General features: G+C 68.9%; 17 protein-coding genes. 8 read left to right on the top strand and 9 right to left on the bottom strand.

All coding sequences use genetic code 11. From position 1 onward, the window contains the following. Positions 1-40: 40 nt before the first annotated feature. Together ON27_RS45350 and ON27_RS06040 are read left to right on the top strand one after the other, a co-directional pair. The gene (locus ON27_RS45350) at positions 41-277 is read left to right on the top strand and encodes an NAD-dependent epimerase/dehydratase family protein (RefSeq protein ID WP_306306942.1); all 237 of its coding nucleotides are present in this window, start codon (positions 41-43) and stop codon (positions 275-277) included. A gap of 130 nt (positions 278-407) precedes the next feature. Next, positions 408-1,832, top strand: a complete 1,425-nt coding sequence (locus ON27_RS06040; RefSeq protein WP_043720681.1) for an MFS transporter — start codon at positions 408-410, stop codon at positions 1,830-1,832. A gap of 14 nt (positions 1,833-1,846) precedes the next feature. On the opposite strand, the gene ON27_RS42730 is transcribed toward ON27_RS06040, so the two are convergent. The 5 genes from ON27_RS42730 to ON27_RS06015 all read right to left on the bottom strand — a co-directional run bounded on the left by ON27_RS42730 (position 1,847) and on the right by ON27_RS06015 (position 7,134). After that, positions 1,847-2,653 carry an LppU/SCO3897 family protein gene (locus ON27_RS42730; RefSeq protein WP_157227096.1) on the bottom strand — a complete coding sequence of 269 codons (807 nt, stop codon included), beginning with the start codon at positions 2,651-2,653 and terminating at the stop codon, positions 1,847-1,849. Between the two features lie 247 nt (positions 2,654-2,900). Further along, on the bottom strand, positions 2,901-4,022 hold the full coding sequence (locus tag ON27_RS06030; protein ID WP_083887398.1) for a DUF5925 domain-containing protein: 1,122 nt from the start codon (positions 4,020-4,022) through the stop codon (positions 2,901-2,903). A 130-nt stretch (positions 4,023-4,152) separates the two neighbouring features. Continuing rightward, positions 4,153-5,571: an NAD(P)(+) transhydrogenase (Re/Si-specific) subunit beta gene (locus ON27_RS06025; RefSeq protein WP_043720672.1), complete on the bottom strand. Its 1,419-nt coding sequence runs from the start codon at positions 5,569-5,571 to the stop codon at positions 4,153-4,155. Between the two features lie 4 nt (positions 5,572-5,575). After that, positions 5,576-5,893 (bottom strand): NAD(P) transhydrogenase subunit alpha part 2, encoded by a 318-nt coding sequence (locus tag ON27_RS06020; RefSeq protein WP_043720669.1) that lies wholly within the window; start codon positions 5,891-5,893, stop codon positions 5,576-5,578. Next, complete coding sequence (locus tag ON27_RS06015) at positions 5,893-7,134, bottom strand: Re/Si-specific NAD(P)(+) transhydrogenase subunit alpha (RefSeq protein ID WP_051046263.1); 1,242 nt, start codon at positions 7,132-7,134, stop codon at positions 5,893-5,895. The genes ON27_RS06020 and ON27_RS06015 overlap by 1 nt, the downstream gene beginning before the upstream one ends. Before the next feature lie 420 nt (positions 7,135-7,554). On the opposite strand from ON27_RS06015, the gene ON27_RS06010 reads away from it, so the two are divergent. Genes ON27_RS06010 through ON27_RS06000 form a run of 3 tightly spaced genes read left to right on the top strand, consistent with a single transcriptional unit; the run spans position 7,555 to position 9,500 of the window. After that, positions 7,555-8,016, top strand: coding sequence for an HIT family protein (locus ON27_RS06010; protein ID WP_043720748.1), 462 nt, complete (start codon positions 7,555-7,557; stop codon positions 8,014-8,016). Beyond that, on the top strand, positions 8,013-8,849 hold the full coding sequence (locus ON27_RS06005) for a maleylpyruvate isomerase family mycothiol-dependent enzyme (RefSeq protein ID WP_043720666.1): 837 nt from the start codon (positions 8,013-8,015) through the stop codon (positions 8,847-8,849). The genes ON27_RS06010 and ON27_RS06005 overlap by 4 nt, the downstream gene beginning before the upstream one ends. Positions 8,850-8,855: 6 nt before the next feature. Next, positions 8,856-9,500: a Type 1 glutamine amidotransferase-like domain-containing protein gene (locus ON27_RS06000; RefSeq protein WP_043720663.1), complete on the top strand. Its 645-nt coding sequence runs from the start codon at positions 8,856-8,858 to the stop codon at positions 9,498-9,500. A 142-nt stretch (positions 9,501-9,642) separates the two neighbouring features. On the opposite strand, the gene ON27_RS05995 is transcribed toward ON27_RS06000, so the two are convergent. After that, a complete protein-coding gene (locus ON27_RS05995) occupies positions 9,643-10,167 on the bottom strand; it encodes a GtrA family protein (RefSeq protein ID WP_063711282.1) in 525 nt (174 codons plus the stop codon). 195 nt (positions 10,168-10,362) lie between these two features. Between ON27_RS05995 and ON27_RS05990 the strand changes: the two genes are divergently transcribed. Next, entirely contained in the window at positions 10,363-11,721 is a 1,359-nt protein-coding gene (locus ON27_RS05990; protein WP_245559807.1) for an FAD-binding oxidoreductase, read from the top strand. Between the two features lie 46 nt (positions 11,722-11,767). Continuing rightward, complete coding sequence (locus ON27_RS05985) at positions 11,768-12,052, top strand: GNAT family N-acetyltransferase (protein ID WP_043720657.1); 285 nt, start codon at positions 11,768-11,770, stop codon at positions 12,050-12,052. Between the two features lie 48 nt (positions 12,053-12,100). Here ON27_RS05985 and ON27_RS05980 read toward each other — a convergent pair whose 3' ends face one another. Together ON27_RS05980 and ON27_RS05975 are read right to left on the bottom strand one after the other, a co-directional pair. Then, the gene (locus tag ON27_RS05980) at positions 12,101-12,550 is read right to left on the bottom strand and encodes a VOC family protein (protein WP_043720653.1); all 450 of its coding nucleotides are present in this window, start codon (positions 12,548-12,550) and stop codon (positions 12,101-12,103) included. Positions 12,551-12,561: 11 nt separating this feature from the next. Then, positions 12,562-13,803, bottom strand: a complete 1,242-nt coding sequence (locus tag ON27_RS05975; protein WP_043720647.1) for an FAD-dependent monooxygenase — start codon at positions 13,801-13,803, stop codon at positions 12,562-12,564. Positions 13,804-14,034: 231 nt separating this feature from the next. Between ON27_RS05975 and ON27_RS05970 the strand changes: the two genes are divergently transcribed. Continuing rightward, positions 14,035-15,006 carry a TetR/AcrR family transcriptional regulator C-terminal domain-containing protein gene (locus ON27_RS05970; protein WP_043720644.1) on the top strand — a complete coding sequence of 324 codons (972 nt, stop codon included), beginning with the start codon at positions 14,035-14,037 and terminating at the stop codon, positions 15,004-15,006. Positions 15,007-15,058: 52 nt separating this feature from the next. Here the strand turns inward: ON27_RS05970 and ON27_RS05965 are convergent. Next, on the bottom strand, positions 15,059-15,261 hold a 203-nt coding region (locus tag ON27_RS05965; protein ID WP_043720637.1), incomplete at its 5' end, for a DUF397 domain-containing protein.

The raw sequence follows: 15,261 nt of genomic DNA, 5'->3' as shown, positions 1-15,261 counted from the left end.
CCACTGTAGACGGTGGCGCATGATCATGAGCCTCTGAACCATGTTCCGTCTCGCCCCGGCCGGATGCACTGAACCCATGACACACATCAGCACCGACCAGCGCCTCATTCTCGTGACCGGCGGCGCCGGCAAGACCGGACGCCGCGTCGTGCACCGGCTCCGGGCGGCCGGGCATCCGTTCTGGGCCGCAACCCGGAGGACTTCGCCGACTACGTCATGGAGACGGCGGTCACCGGCATCTGGAATGTCCCGGCGGCGTGAGACGTTGAAATGGTGAACAGGCTCGCTCGCGGACGAGACGCGCAGCGTCGAGCGTCCCGCACGGTCGCACGACCAGGTCGACGTCGCCCTGGACCGATTCCGCGAGCGAGGCTGGCCGCACCCGCCGGTTCGTCGGTACCGTCGACATGGTGAAGCCCCCGACGGTCGATCGTCCGCTCCGGGTCGCGCGCGCCGCGGTGTTCGCGGTCTTCGCCACGAACGGCTTCCTCCTCGCCATGTGGGTGGTGCACATCCCCGTCATCACCGATCGCACGGGGGTCTCGAAATCGACTCTGGGCATGTTCATCCTGCTGATGGCCGGTGCGGGCATCGTCGGGATGCGGCTGGCAGGTCCGCTCGCCGACCGGTTCGGCAGCAGGACGCTGGTCGGCGCCGCGGCGTGCCTCGGGTCGGTCGCGGTGATCGGCCCCGGTCTCGCCACCGGACCGTTCACCTTGGCCCTCGCCCTGGCTTGCTTCGGTCTCGGCAACGGAGCACTCGACGTTTCGATGAACACGCAGGCCGTGCTCGTGGAGCGGGCTTACCGGCGTCCGATCATGGCCGCGTTCCACGCGCTGTTCTCCGGCGGCGGCCTGCTCGGCTCACTGCTCGGAGCCGCCACGCTGCGGGCGGGCTGGGACGTGCGGGTGACCCTGGTCGCCGCCGCGGTCGGCTGTGTCGCGCTGACCCTCACGCTGGTGCCGCGGCTGCTGCGCGAAGCAGCACCCGGGGCGGCGACGGCGTCCCATGGAATCGCTTCCGTACACGCGACCGAACTGGACGTTTCGCCGTTGGGCCACGACACGCCACCGCCCCGGCACGAAACCGCTCCGCCCGAACGGGACGCGTCACGGCCCCGATACGAGACGGCCGTGCCACCGCACGAGACCGCGCTATTCCGGCGCGACGCCCCGCCGCTGGGTTACGACTCGGCGGCCACCGCGCGGCCGCCCGACCGCAACCGGGCGGCGCGCGGCTTCGCCACGATTCGCCTCGGCATCCGCGACCGCCACCGAAAAGTGTTGGCACTGTCCGCGATCGCCTTCGCGATACTCCTGGCCGAAGGCGTGGCAGCGGACTGGAGCACCTTGCAGATGCGCGAACATTTGGACGCCGATGCCGCGACCGCCGCGCTGGCCTTCGGCGCCTTCTCCACCACGATGACGATCGGGCGTTTCGCCACCGACCGGGTCAGCCACGCGTTCGGCGGGGTCGCGGTGGTGCGCTACGGCTCGCTGATCGCCGCACTCGGCCTGGCGGTGATCGTCGCCTCGCCATGGATTCCGCTGACCCTGCTGGGCTGGGCCATGACCGGGCTCGGACTCGCCGGCGGCGTACCGCAGATCTTCAGCGCGGCGGGCAATCTGGGCTCCGGCACGGCCGCGACCGACATGTCCCGGGTGTTCAGCATCGGCTACCTCGGCCTGCTCGCGGGCCCCACGGTGATCGGCTGGCTCACCGCCGTGGTCTCACTGACCACAGCCATGATCGTGCCGATGATCGCCGTACTGCTGTGTTGCCGGTACGCGAACGTCGTGGCCGCGCCGAGTTCCCGCATCGTTCCAGGCTGACGGCCCACCGACCATTACTTCGGCGACACCAGGCACAGTGTGATCGGGTCGGGTTTGGGGTAGACGATCGTGTCGTTCTCGGTCGCCTTCGCACCGCACGCGGATTTGTCGGCGGTGCCGCGCACGATCCGGCCGATCTTGAAGTCCGCCGCGGATCCACAGGCCACCTTGGTGCTGGCGCCGAGGAAGCCGCCGTCGATGCAGTCGCCCTCCTTGACGTTCAACCGCAGGCACAGCGTGTAGTCGTTGCTGCCGGTCTGGTAGTAGCTCGCGTAATCCTTGGTGGGGCAATCCGCGTTCGCGCCGTCCAGCCGTTGCGCCACCACGTAGTTGGCCTCCGGGTCGGTGCATTCCTTGGTGGCGAACTCGGCCTTGATGGTGGTGCCCGACAACTTCGCGCACTGACCGATCTCGATCTTCTCGCCGTCCGAGCGGAACACGGTGCGGGCGCCCACGACCAGCAAGACGAGCACCACGACGACACCGAGCACGGCCAGGATCTTGCCGATTCCGCTACCGCCGCTCCGATTCTGCTGGGGCGGCGGGAAACCGCCGCCGGGGTAACCCGGTTGCGGCGGGAAGCCACCCTGCGGCGGGTAGCCCGGCTGAGGCGCGCCGGGGTACCCGGGCTGGGGGTATTCCTGCGGCTGCCCGGGATAGCCTGGCTGGCCAGGGAACCCCTGCGGCGCACCGGCTGGCGGCTGCTGCGGGTAGCCCGGCTGGCCGGAGAACCCCTGCGGCGCACCGGCAGGCGGCTGCTGCGGGTAGCCCGGCTGCCCGCCGGGCTGACCTGGATACGGATTGTTCGGTGGTGTGGTCATGGATCCCCTCCCCGGGTCTCGCGTGGTTCCGTGCGCACAGGGCGACGGGCGAACCCATGGAATCTAGCCGATCGCCGTGAGCGCCGCCGTGCGAGATACCGCCCGGTTCCCTCTCGGCTCCCGTCGCATCGATCAACCCGCGCAGCGGCTTCGGATCACGGACGCGGCCTACCCCGTCCGGGAGCGGACTGGTATCGCGCTTTCGACGGCACGGCGCAGATCGCGCCGTGCGCCGCCGCTTCCCGGTTTACAGATACAGTCCCGGATTCACCGTCTCCGGCGTGGCGGCATCGATTCGCGCCTCGCCGTCGCGCGCCGCGACGAGCTCGGCCAACGTTGCTCCATCCGGGAACGCGGTGGTCGCGCCCTGCTGCTCCCGCGCCGACCAGGCCGCCGCCTCCTCGGGAGACAGCCGTCCGATCTCGATCCGCGCCAGGCACCGGCCCGGCCGTGTGACAGCCGGATGCAGCCGCGACAGGTCCTCATTGGTGGTGATGGCGACGAGCACGTCCCGGCCCTGGCCGAGGATGCCGTCGGTCAGGTTCAGCAACCGCGAAAGGCCCTGCCCGGCCGCCTCTTTCGCTTCTCCGCGAATGAGCTCGTCGCAGTCTTCCAGGACCAGCATCCGCCAGCGGGGCGCGCCCTCGTCGGCGTTGTCGACACCCGCGGCCACTTCCATCAGATAGCCGGGCTTGCCGAACATCACCTCGGGGTCGAGCACGCAGTCGAACTGGCACCAGGCGCCCCAGGCCCGCGCCAGGGCGCGCAGCGCGGTGGTCTTCCCGGTGCCGGGAGGCCCGTGCAGCAGCACCAGCCGTCCACGGACGTCGTCGGCGGTCAGCGACATCAGACGATCCATCGCGGCGGCGACCCCGCCCGCGTAGTTGCCACGGATCGCGGGCCACTCCGGCGCCGAGATCGAGCGCGCGCGCCGCTGCGGGCCGTGATTGTGCATGTGCCAGAAGCCCATTTCCACGGTCTCGCCCACCTCCGGCGGCGCTGCCGCGTCGCGGATCGCCTCGGCGAGCAGTTCGTCCGCGAGCGTGTCGGTGACGGCGGTGACCTCGACCATCGCCGAACCACCCGACCAGCGAACCGACCGCAACGACCAGCCGGGACCGACCACCAGCGTGGCCCCGCTGTCGTTGTCGCGCACCGTGCGCACCACGCGGCCGCGTTCGGGGCGCAGCAGCGCCTCCGGCCGCACCCGCTCCAGATGCGCTGTGCGCGCGCAGGGATGATCGCCGCGCAGGAACGGGCCGAGCGCGAGGGCATCGATCGCGTCGCGGATCGAGTAGGTGGAATCGACGGTGACGGTCCACGGCAGCCGCTCGGCGGGATCGGCCGAGGGCTCGCCGGAACCGATCAACCGAAGAGGCTCATGACGTGCGGACACTCCGAGAATGATCCGGGGACGCGGGCCGCCGTGTCCATCGAATTACGCAGGCGCCCCGCCACCCAGGTCTCGGTGGCGGGGCGCTGAGCGCGGAACTTCTCGGCTACAGCGCCTTCAGTTCCTCGGTGACCGCTCCCACGGACTTCTTGGCGTCGCCGAACAGCATCGAGGTGTGGTCGGCGTAGAACAGCGGGTTGTCGATACCGGCGAAACCGGAGTTCATCGAGCGCTTGAGCACGATCACCGACTTGGCCTGGTCGACGTTGAGCACCGGCATGCCGTAGATCGGACTGGAGGAGTCCTCACGGGCGGCGGGATTCGTGACGTCGTTGGCGCCGATCACCAGGGCGACGTCGGTGCGATTGAATTCGCCGTTGATGTCGTCCATTTCCTTGAGCGCGTCGTAGGAGACCTCGGCCTCGGCCAGGAGGACGTTCATGTGGCCGGGCATGCGACCGGCGACCGGGTGGATGGCGTATTTGACCTCCACGCCCTTGGCCTCCAGCAGCGAGGCCATCTCCTTGACCGCGTGCTGCGCCTGCGCGACGGCCATGCCGTAGCCCGGGACGACGATGACCTGGTTGGCGTAGGCCATCTGGATCGCGGCGTCCGCGGCGGAGGTGGCCTTGGCCTGTTTCGCCTCGCCGCCACCGGCGCCCGGCGCGGTTCCGCCGCCGCCGAATCCACCCGCGACGATCGCCGGGATGGACCGGTTCATCGCCTTGGCCATCAGGTTGGTCAGGATGGTGCCGGACGCGCCGACGATCATGCCCGCCACGATCATCGCGGTGTTGTTCAACGCCAGACCCGCGGCCGCGGCCGACAATCCGGTCAGGGCGTTGAGCAGCGAGATGACCACGGGCATGTCCGCGCCGCCGATCGGCAGCACCACCATCAACCCGAGCACACCGGCGGCCAGCAGCAACAGCACCATCCACCACCACGGCGCGCCACCGTCGGCCGCGCCGAGGCCGATCACCACCGCCGCGACGACCGCGACGACCAGCAGCAGCAGATTCAACGGTTGCTGCAACTTGCCGACCCCGATCGGGCGGCCCGGCAGGATCTCCTGCAGCTTGCCGAACGCGATCAGCGAGCCCCAGAACGACACCGAACCGATGATCGCGGCGAACAACGACCCGACGATGATGTGCACGGTCGGTTCCTCGCCGTGCTTGAACGCCGAGAAGCCGGTGGTGTCCAGGAATTCCGCCCACGCGATCAACGCGACCGTGCCGCCACCGACACCGTTGAACGCGGCCACCAGCTGCGGCATCGCGGTCATCTTCGTATACCGCGCGGGCGGCACCCCGAGCACGACACCGATGACGAGCCCGGCGACGATCAGGATCCAGTTCGACGTCTCACGCACCGCGATCAACGTGGCGACCACCGCGATGCCCATGCCGATCGCGGCGATCCAGTTGCCGCGCACCGCGGTCTTCGGCCCGGTCAGGCCCATCAGACCGTAGATGAACAGCGCGAACGCGATGATGTAGAGGATATTGACGAGGTTGTCCATGGGTCTACTTCCCCGCCTTCTCGGCCGCGACCGGCTTCTTGCCCTTGAACATGCCCAGCATGCGGTCGGTGACCACGAAACCGCCGACCACGTTCAAGGTTCCGAACACCAGCGCCACGAACAGGATGATCTGGATGCCGATGGACGGATCCTCCATCTTGCCCAGGGTGACCAGCGCACCCAGCACCACGATGCCGTGGATGGCGTTGGTGCCCGACATCAGCGGCGTGTGCAGCGTGTTGGGGACCTTGGAGATCACGGCGAAACCCACGAACCCGGACAGCACCAGGATCGCGATGTTCGCCAGCAGTTCGGTATACATCAGTTCTCCACCTTCGCCTCGGTCGCGTCCTTGACCTCAGCGGACTCAGCCGCCGCAGCGGACTCGGTCGCCGCAGCGGATTCGGTCGCCGCAGCCGATTCGGTCGACTCGGCTGCCTCGGCGGATTCGGCCGCGTCACGGGTGACGCAGGAATCCGCCAGCACCTGGTCGCTGAAGTCGGGGGCGAGCTTGCCGTCCACCAGCATCAGCTCCAGCAGCGCCGCGATGTTCTTGGCGTACAGCTCCGAGGCGTGCTCGGGCATGGTGGCGGGCAGGTTCAACGGCGAGGCGATGGTCACCTCGTGTTTCACCACGACCTCGCCGGGTTCGGTCAGCTCGCAGTTGCCGCCGGTCTCACCCGCCAGGTCCACGATCACGCTGCCGGGCTTCATGCCCTCCACCGCCGCCGCGGTCACCAGACGCGGCGCGGGACGCCCCGGCACCAGCGCGGTCGTGATGACCACGTCGAAGCCCTTGATCGCGTCCTCCAAAGCCTGCTGCTGCTCGGCCTTCTCCTCGTCGGTGAGCTCGCGGGCGTATCCGCCCTCACCGGCGGCGTCGATGCCCAGATCCAGCCACTGCGCGCCGACCGACCGCACCTGGTCGGCCACCTCGGGCCGCACGTCGTAACCGGTGGTCCGTCCGCCGAGACGCTTGGCGGTCGCCAAAGCTTGCAAGCCGGCGACACCCACACCCAGCACCAGCACGGTCGCGGGCTTCACCGTGCCCGCGGCGGTGGTCAGCATCGGGAAGAAACGGGTGGATTCGGAGGCGGCCAGCAACACGGCCTTGTACCCCGCCACGTTCGCCTGCGAGGACAACGCGTCCATCACCTGCGCGCGCGAGATCCGCGGGATCGCCTCCACCGCGAACGCCCGCACGCCCGCCGACTTCAACGCGGCGATCTGATTGTCGGCGTTGCGCGGCGCCAGGAAACCGATCAGCGTCTGCCCCGACGACAGCTTGCCCACCTCGGCGTCACTGGGCGGGGCCACCTTCACCACCACGTCCGCCGACCACGGATCGCCGATCGACGCGCCCGCCTCCACATAGGCTTCGTCCGGAATCAGCGCGCCCTGCCCGGCGCCGGCCTCGACGACGACCTCCACGCCCTGCTTCAGCAGGCTGGGAATGATCTTCGGCACCAAAGCGACACGTCGCTCGCCCGCGTTCGATTCGCGGACGACACCGACACGCGCGCCGCGTGGCGATGGATCGCCTACGCTCTGCGTTGTCTCCACTTGTCAGACTTCCTTCTCTTACCGAGCTTCAGGCAACGGGTAGACGATCGGACGATGTTACCGATGAGTAAGTTCGCCCAAATCCTCGCAACTGTACCTGGCCCGCGGTGAGCCTAGCTGAGATGCCGGTCACACACGCCGGACGAGTCGCGCCGATCGGCCGGATACCATCCGGCCGTCTCGGAGCGGCCTCGTCCACCGCCGAGCCGGGTTTTTGCCCGGTCTGCCCGTTTTGCTTTGTCGATCTGTGATCGTCGTCTCCGCATGTGAACACGGCAAGACCGTACGGAGAAGTTCGTTACCAACCTCGAGGTTCGGCACCTGGTCATGGGATCGGGCGGCCGCGCCACCGTGACGGGCGTCATGCGGATCGGCGCTCCGGGGTGTTCCGCTCGCCTCGTACGCCGTATGGTCCAGCGTGTGAACGACTGCGTCTTCTGCCGCATTGTGGCGGGCGAGGCACCGGCGACGAAGGTATATGAGGACGACGCGCTCTGCGCGTTCCTCGACATCCGGCCGATTGCCCGCGGGCACACCCTGGTCATACCGAAACGGCACGCCGCCGAACTGGAGGATCTCGACGCCGAACTCGGCGCGCGGATCTTCCGCGCCGGGCATCGGCTCGCCCTGGCCATCCGGCGCAGCAGCCTGGCCGCCGACGGCGCCAACCTGGTGCTCAACGACGGCACCGCGGCGTTCCAGACCGTCCCGCACGTCCACCTGCACGTGATCCCGCGCAGGCACGGCGACATGCTGCGGTTCGCCAAGGGATTCCTGTTGCGGCGTCCGCACGACCCGGTCGGCACCGCCGCGGCCATCCGAGACGGCATCGCGGCATTGGACAACGAGGGCGAAAGCCCGGAAAAGGAAAGCGACGGATGACCGAGACGTTGGACCGGACCACGCTGATCGGCCTGCTGTCGCGCCAATGGGAGGCGATCGACGCACTGGTCGCCCCCCTGGACGAGGACCGCTGGCGCACTCCGTCGTCGCTGCCGGGCTGGACGGTGTTCGACCTGGTCGCGCACATGATCGGCACCGAGTCCTGGTTGCTGGGCGAGCGCCCGCCCGCGCACGACCCCACCAGGGCCAAGACCGACGTGCGCACGCTGCCCTACGTGCGCAACGAGACCGCGGTGCTCAACGAGATCTGGGTGGACCGGCTGCGTCCGCTGCCCGGGGTCCGGCTGCTCGAGCTTTTTCGCGACGTGGTGGACCGCAGGCGTGCGGCGCTCGCGGCGATGAGCGAGGCCGAGTGGGACAAGGAGACCGTCTCCCCGATCGGCCAGGTGACCTACGGCCGGTTCATGCGAGTGCGGTTGTTCGACTGCTGGATGCACGAACTCGACATCGCCGACGCGCTCGGCGTCACGGTCGAGGAGGGCGGGCCACGCGGCAAGCTGGCGTTCGAGGAGTTCGCGGGCAGCATCCCGCGCGTGGTGGTCAAGAAGGGCGACGCGCCGGACGGTGCGCGGATCACTTTCGCGCTGAGCGGTCCGCTGGCCAGGACCTTGCACATCCAGGTGGCGGGCCGGGCGAGCTACGTGGACGCGTTCGACGAACCGGCCACGGTCGAGATAAGCCTGGACTCCGGACTTTTCGTGCGGCTCGGTGGCGGCCGGACAACCGCCGACGAGCACTTGGACGAGATCACCATCCACGGCGACGGCGAACTCGGCCGGCGGGTGGTCCGCCACCTGGCCTTCACCATCTGACCCGCCGTGCGGCTTTTCCTGTCCAGCTACCGCTTCGGGGCGCACTACGACCGGCTCGTCGCACTGGCGGGCCCGCCCGGCCGGGTCGCACTGGTACCGAACGCCTGCGACGCCTGGCCGCAGGCGTGGGCGGGCGCGGTGACCAGCGATATGGCGCCGCTGCGCAAGCTCGGCTACCGGCCGGAAGTGCTCGACCTGCGCGAGTACGTCGGGCGCGAAACGGAGCTGGAACGAAAGCTGGCCGAGTTCCCGCTGCTGTGGGTGCGCGGCGGCAACACGTTCGTGCTGCGCGCCCAGTTCGCCCGCAGCGGCGCCGACCGGGTCCTGCCCCGGCTGCTCGCCGCCGACGCGCTGGTCTACGCCGGATACAGCGCGGGAGCCTGCGTACTGACCCCGGACCTGCACGGCCTGGAATCGGCCGACGATCCGGCCGAGGTCGAACCGGCCTGCGGCGTCGAACCGCGATGGGACGGACTGGGATTGGTCGACCGCCGCATCGTGCCGCACGTCGATTCGGCCACCGATCCCGATGGCCACTGCACCCGGCTCGCGGCCCGTTACCGCGCCGAAGGCGTCGCGCACTGGGCGCTGACCGACGACGACGCGATCGTCGTCGACGGCACGCGCATCGAGGCGCTGATCAGTACGTGAGGAACGTCGGTAGCCGCTGCTCGAAGCCGCACCGGCTGCCTCCTCCGGATCTCCGCGCCGCCTCCGCGACGATGTGGGACCGACCCGCGCTGCCCGAGAACACGGCACGCGTTCTTGCGCGCGCGACGCGGGCGAGCGGCGCTCAAGCCCCAGTGACTCGGTTCGCGTCGCGTACCGGTCGCGGTCTCGGCTCGACCGAACGCCGGAAGACCACCCAGCGCATCGCGCTGTACATATAGACGGCCTCGCACGCGCCCGCCAGCAACCGGGAGACGTGGTACTGCAGGCCCAGCGCGGTCAATCCGCTGCCGACGCCGAGGATGAACGCGAAGTAGTTCACCACGACCACGACGACGTAGATCGCAGCCTGTCTGCCGACCGGCGCGTGCGAATGGAAGTTGAACGTGCGGTTGAGCACGAAACTGATCCCGAACGCGCACACGTACGCGACGGTCACCGCCAACCAGATCGGCAGATCGAACAAGCCGTGCAGAACGGTGAGCAGCGCCAGGTCGACGGCGAAGGTGCCGCTGTTGATGAGCGCGAAGCCCAGGAAGGTGGCCGGCACGAGACGGTTCAGCCCGAATGGCAGGCGGCCGACGACGGCCTCGCACCAGTGGGTGAACCGATCGGCGATCGTGTCGGCGGTCTCGGACAGCTCGTGCACGCGATCAGCGTGCCAGCGGCAGGTGTCCGCGAGATGAGCGGTCGGCGACCACCCGGTGGCTCAGCTGATCCGGCCCGGCCCCGACCGCCGACGGTGCGCTCCGCCGCGAGACAGCGCCACGTCGTCCGCGTCCGTTACACGCGTACCGGACGGCCGGTCAGCAAATCCCGGGCACCTGACGCTAGCGTGAAGCTTGTGGACCTGCATGACCTGATCGCGGCGCTCCCCGACGGCGCGGTGCTCACCGACGCCGACCTGCTCGCCGGCTACCGGCAGGACTGGGCGCGCGACCCTGACGCGGGCACCGCCTCGGCCGTGGTGCGCGCCACCGGCACCGACGACGTGGCCGCGACCCTGCGGTGGGCCGCCGCGCATCGTGTCCCGGTGATCCCGCGCGGAGCCGGTTCCGGACTCTCCGGCGGCGCGACCGCCGTCGACGGAGCGATCGTGCTGAGCACCGAGCGGATGCGCGAGATCTCCGTCGATCCCGTGACGCGGACCGCGGTGGTGCAGCCCGGCTTGCTGAACGCCGAGGTCAAGCGCGCGGTCGCGGAGCACGGCCTGTGGTATCCGCCCGACCCGTCGTCGTTCGAGATCTGCTCGATCGGCGGCAACGCCGCGACCAACGCGGGCGGGCTGTGCTGCGTCAAGTACGGCGTCACCACCGACTACGTGCTCGGCATGCAGGTCGTGCTCGCCGACGGCACCGTCGTGCGGCTCGGTGGCCCGCGCCTGAAGGACTCGGCCGGGTTGTCGCTGACCAAGCTGTTCGTCGGCAGCGAGGGCACGCTGGGCGTGATCACGGAGCTCACCTTGCGCCTGTTGCCCGCGCAACCGCCGCAGAGCACGGTCGTCGCGAGCTTCGCCACGCTCACCGCCGCCACCGAGGCGATCCTCACGATCACCGGTGAGCTGCGGCCGTCGATGCTCGAGTTCATGGACTCGGTGGCGATCAACGCCGTGGAGGACGAGTTGCGCATGGGCCTGGACCGGAAGGCGGCCGCGCTGCTGGTCGCGCGTTCCGACGCACCCGGTGAATTCGCCAGGCGCGAGGCCGAGATCATGGCGACGGCCTGCGAGAAGGCGGGCGCGACAGAGGTGTTCCACACCGACGATCCCAGCGAGGGCGAGGCGTTCGCGGCCGCACGGCGTTTCGCGATCCCCGCCGTGGAGAAGATCGGGCCGCTGCTGCTCGAGGACGTCGGCGTGCCGCTGCCCCGGCTCGGCGACCTCGTGACCGGCATCGCCGGGATCGCCGAGCGCAACGCGGTGACGGTGTCGGTGATCGCGCACGCGGGCGACGGCAACACCCACCCGCTGATCGTGCACGATCCGTCGGACGCCGACCTCACCGCGCGGGCGCACCGCGCCTTCGGCGAGATCATGGACCTGGCCATCGCCCTCGGCGGCACCATCACCGGTGAGCACGGCGTCGGACGACTGAAGAAGGCGTGGCTGCCCGATCAGCTCGGCCCCGACGTGATGGCCCTGACCCGGCGCATCAAGGACGCGCTCGACCCGGACGGCATCCTCAACCCCGGCGCGATCCTGTGACCGCCGCAACGGAACATACCCCGCCGACAAGGAGTTCTACCCGAACATGACGACCAGGCTCGAACACAACGTCGCCGACACTCGTTTCGAGATCTACATCGATGACACGCTCGCCGGGTACGCCGACTACGCCGAACGCGAGAACCCCAAGGTCCGCGACTTCCACCACACCATGACCTTCCCCGAATTCCGGGGCCGGGGAGTGGCCGCCCAAGTAGTCGAGTACGCCCTCGACGACTCTCGCGCTGCCGGGTTCTCCGTCATCCCCACCTGCTGGTACGTGGAGAAGTACATCGCCGAGCACCGCGAATACGCGGACTTGGTCGCCTGACCGGCCCGCACGCCGGGCGGCCGCCCTGACCTCGGTCCGGAGCCGGGCTCAACGGCCGCTCGCCGCGAGCAAGCCCTGGATATCGATCTTGGTCATGCCGTGCACCGCGGTCAGAATCCGTTCGGCCGCCTCCGGTTCGGCGCCGCCCAGCAGTTCGCCCAGAGCTTTCGGGATGACCTGCCAGGTCACGCCGAAACGATCGGTCAGTGAACCGCCCGGTCCTTCTCGGCCGCCGTCGGTGAGGCCCGCCCATACGGTGTCGACCTCGTCCTGCGTATCGCACTCGACGTATATCGAGAGCGCTCCGGTGAAGGCGAACTGCGGCCCGCCGTTGTAGGCGATGTACCGCTGTCCGGCCAGGTCGAAGGAGACGGTGGTGACGCGACCGTCCGCGCCGCGCTGGACGTCGAGGATCTCGGAGTCCGCGATCAACCCTGTGTAGTGATCGGCGGCCTCCTCGGCTCGGCCGTCGAACCACAGGAATGTACTCACCCGCATGCTTGTCCTCCTCAGTCGTGGGCCGCAGCCCGTGTGAACGCCGTGTAGTCCTTCAGATCCACCACCTCGGCGACTTTCTCCATGCCCCGGCCGACCAGGCGCCTCGGCAGCAACGGCAGCATCCGGACCGACAGGTTGCGCAGCCGGAGCTGGGCAGGTGAGTCCGGCATCAGCCCGCCGTCACCCGCCTTCCTGGCGAACTCTTGGGCGAGCGCGACGAACTCGCGCATCTCCCGCTCGTACGCGGCATAGGCGATGCCATGGTCGCCGTCGGCCACGGCCAGTTCACCGGCCAGGACGTACGCTCCGACGAGCGCCAGGCTGGTGCCGATGCCCGACATCGGCGAGGCGCAGTAGCCCGCGTCCCCGAGCAGTACCGTCCGGCCGCGTGACCAGGTGTCCACGTGAACCTGGTCCACCCGGTCGAAGTAGAAATCGGGCGCCTCCCGGATCGAGGCGAGCATCCGGGGGATCTCCCATGCGTCCCCCTGGAACGCGGAGACGACGATCCGCTTCTGCTCATCGATATCCCGCTTGTCGTAGCGCAGCGAGGCCGAGCGCAAGAAGAACCCGACCAGTGCCTCTCCGGCAACGGGTTTCGGGTACAGCGCGGCTGTTCTGCCCGGCCTGCCATCGCCGCCCGGAATGGTGTACATCAATTGCCAACCATCGTGCTCGAGCGCGGTGGTGGTGCTGAACAGCGATATGTAGCAGCCGAGATCGCGGATGTAGCGCTCCTCCGGGCCGAAGACCAGGGCGCGGACGTTGGAATGCACGCCGTCCGCACCGACCAAAAGGTCGAATCGCCTGGACCCACCTTTCTCGAAGTCGACGCGCACGCCGTAGTCGTCCTGCTTGACCGCGGCGATCGAGTCGTCGAACACGTACTCGATGTCGTCGTGTGTCGCGTCGTAGAGGATCCGGGCCAGATCGGTACGCAGGATCGCCATCTCGGCGACGGGCCCGCCCGAATGCCCGAACACGTCGGTACCCATCGACGCGACCCGTTTGCCCTCGCGATCGATGAACGCCATACCGCGCGCTCCGGTGTGCGCCCGCCGGACCTGGGCGACGATGCCTGTTCGCTCGGCCACTTGCCGGGCGGTGCCTCGTATATCGACGGCATGACCACCGCTGCGAGGTGCGGCCGCGCGCTCCACGACCGTCGGTTGAAAACCGTACTGGGCCAGCCAGTACGCCAGGGTCGGTCCGGCGATCCCTGCCCCGGAAATGAGGACGGTCCGATTCTTCATACGTACTCCCTGCTGACAGTGGCCCGCCGATCGAGTTGGACGGGTGCGGCGAGTGGCCGGTCTACCTGACTCGACACTGCGTGCGTACGGCGTATTGAACTAAGGCCAACCGTAATGGGAGCAGCTGAAATATGCTATCCAGCAGCGAAATAAGTGAACTAGGTCGAATTTCATTGAACTAGTACACTTGTGGCCGTTGGCTGTTACCTGGCGCGAGAGATCGGAGAACTCATGTCGTCACCCGCCCAGCGGCCGGAACCGCCGTACCGGGCAATCGTCGCGGAGATCCGCGCCCGGATCGTGACCGGCGACTTGCGGCCCGGCGACCGGGTGCCTTCCATCCGGCAGATCGCCCAGCGATGGGGCGTCGCGGTCGCGACCGCGACCAGGGTGACGGCGACACTGCGCGAGGAGGGGTTGGTCGAAGCGCGGGTCGGTTCCGGCACGGTGGTCAGCGCCCGTCACCGGCCGGCCGACCCGGTGGCGCGCCGCACCGCCACCGCACCAGCGCCGCGGCCGTCCAGCCTCTCCGACCAGGCACTGAACCGGAACCACCTGGTTCGCCACGCGATCAGAATCGCCGATACCGAGGGTTTGGACGCGGTGTCGATGCGACGACTCGCGGCCGAACTCGGCGTCGGCCCGATGTCGCTGTACCGGCACGTGGCCGGCAAAGACGAACTGCTGACGCAGATGGCCGACATGGCCTTCGGCGAACTCGAGCTACCCGAGCCGGGGCCGGACGGATGGCGGGCCGCACTCGAACTGATCGCCCGCAGGCAATGGCAGCTGTGTCAGCGACACCTATGGCTGCCCGAAGTCATCTCGTTCACCCGCCCCCTGCTCGCGCCCAACATGATGGCGCAAACCGAGTGGGTTCTGCGCGCACTCGACGGGCTCGGGCTGCCCATGACCACACGCATGCACGAAGCGCTCAGCCTGCACGCGCTGGTCGTCGCCCTCGCCGCGTCGATGGCGGAGGAAGTCGAAGCGGAACAGGACAGCGGTATGCCCCTCGACCGGTGGCGGATCGCGCTACGTTCCCGAGCACGCGATCTGCTCGACAGCGGACGATTCCCGCTCCTGGCAACGATTCCGCAAGACACGGCCTCGAACTTGGACGAACTGTTCGAGTACAGCCTCGCCCGCCATCTCGACGGCTTCGCCGCCCTACTGCAAGGTCCGCGCGTCGCACATCGCTGAGAGATCCGCTCGGACATTCCTCCGTTCGGAACTCAGGCCCCTGCGCCGAGGCTCAAGCGCGCTCGAACTCCCCGTCGGCTACGCCAGCGGTGAAGGCGTCCCAATCGCCGGGCGCGAACACCAGCGCCGGACCGGTCAGGTCCTTCGAGTCCCGAACGCCGACCCGGCCTCCCTCGAGGAAAGCGACCTCGACGCATGCTTTGTCGCCCCCGCTGCGGCTGCTCTTGAACCACTTCGCGTCAGTGAAGTCGGTTT

Origin of the sequence: Nocardia asiatica NBRC 100129, assembly GCF_000308415.1 — a bacterium.
Taxonomy (GTDB): Bacteria; Actinomycetota; Actinomycetes; order Mycobacteriales; family Mycobacteriaceae; genus Nocardia; species Nocardia asiatica.
Note: the sequence above shows the minus strand (reverse complement) of the source record. Positions and strands in the feature narration are given on the sequence as shown.

Excerpts from the sequence above, each read along its gene's own strand:
- ON27_RS05985 (WP_043720657.1), top strand. The coding sequence starts at position 11,768 with ATGACGACCAGGCTCGAACACAACGTCGCCGACACTCGTTTCGAGATC.
- ON27_RS05980 (WP_043720653.1), bottom strand. The coding sequence starts at position 12,550 with ATGCGGGTGAGTACATTCCTGTGGTTCGACGGCCGAGCCGAGGAGGCC.
- ON27_RS06025 (WP_043720672.1), bottom strand. The coding sequence starts at position 5,571 with ATGGACAACCTCGTCAATATCCTCTACATCATCGCGTTCGCGCTGTTC.
- ON27_RS06040 (WP_043720681.1), top strand. The coding sequence starts at position 408 with ATGGTGAAGCCCCCGACGGTCGATCGTCCGCTCCGGGTCGCGCGCGCC.
- ON27_RS06020 (WP_043720669.1), bottom strand. The coding sequence starts at position 5,893 with ATGTATACCGAACTGCTGGCGAACATCGCGATCCTGGTGCTGTCCGGG.
- ON27_RS42730 (WP_157227096.1), bottom strand. The coding sequence starts at position 2,653 with ATGACCACACCACCGAACAATCCGTATCCAGGTCAGCCCGGCGGGCAG.
- ON27_RS45350 (WP_306306942.1), top strand. The coding sequence starts at position 41 with ATGTTCCGTCTCGCCCCGGCCGGATGCACTGAACCCATGACACACATC.
- ON27_RS06005 (WP_043720666.1), top strand. The coding sequence starts at position 8,013 with ATGACCGAGACGTTGGACCGGACCACGCTGATCGGCCTGCTGTCGCGC.
- ON27_RS05970 (WP_043720644.1), top strand. The coding sequence starts at position 14,035 with ATGTCGTCACCCGCCCAGCGGCCGGAACCGCCGTACCGGGCAATCGTC.
- ON27_RS05975 (WP_043720647.1), bottom strand. The coding sequence starts at position 13,803 with ATGAAGAATCGGACCGTCCTCATTTCCGGGGCAGGGATCGCCGGACCG.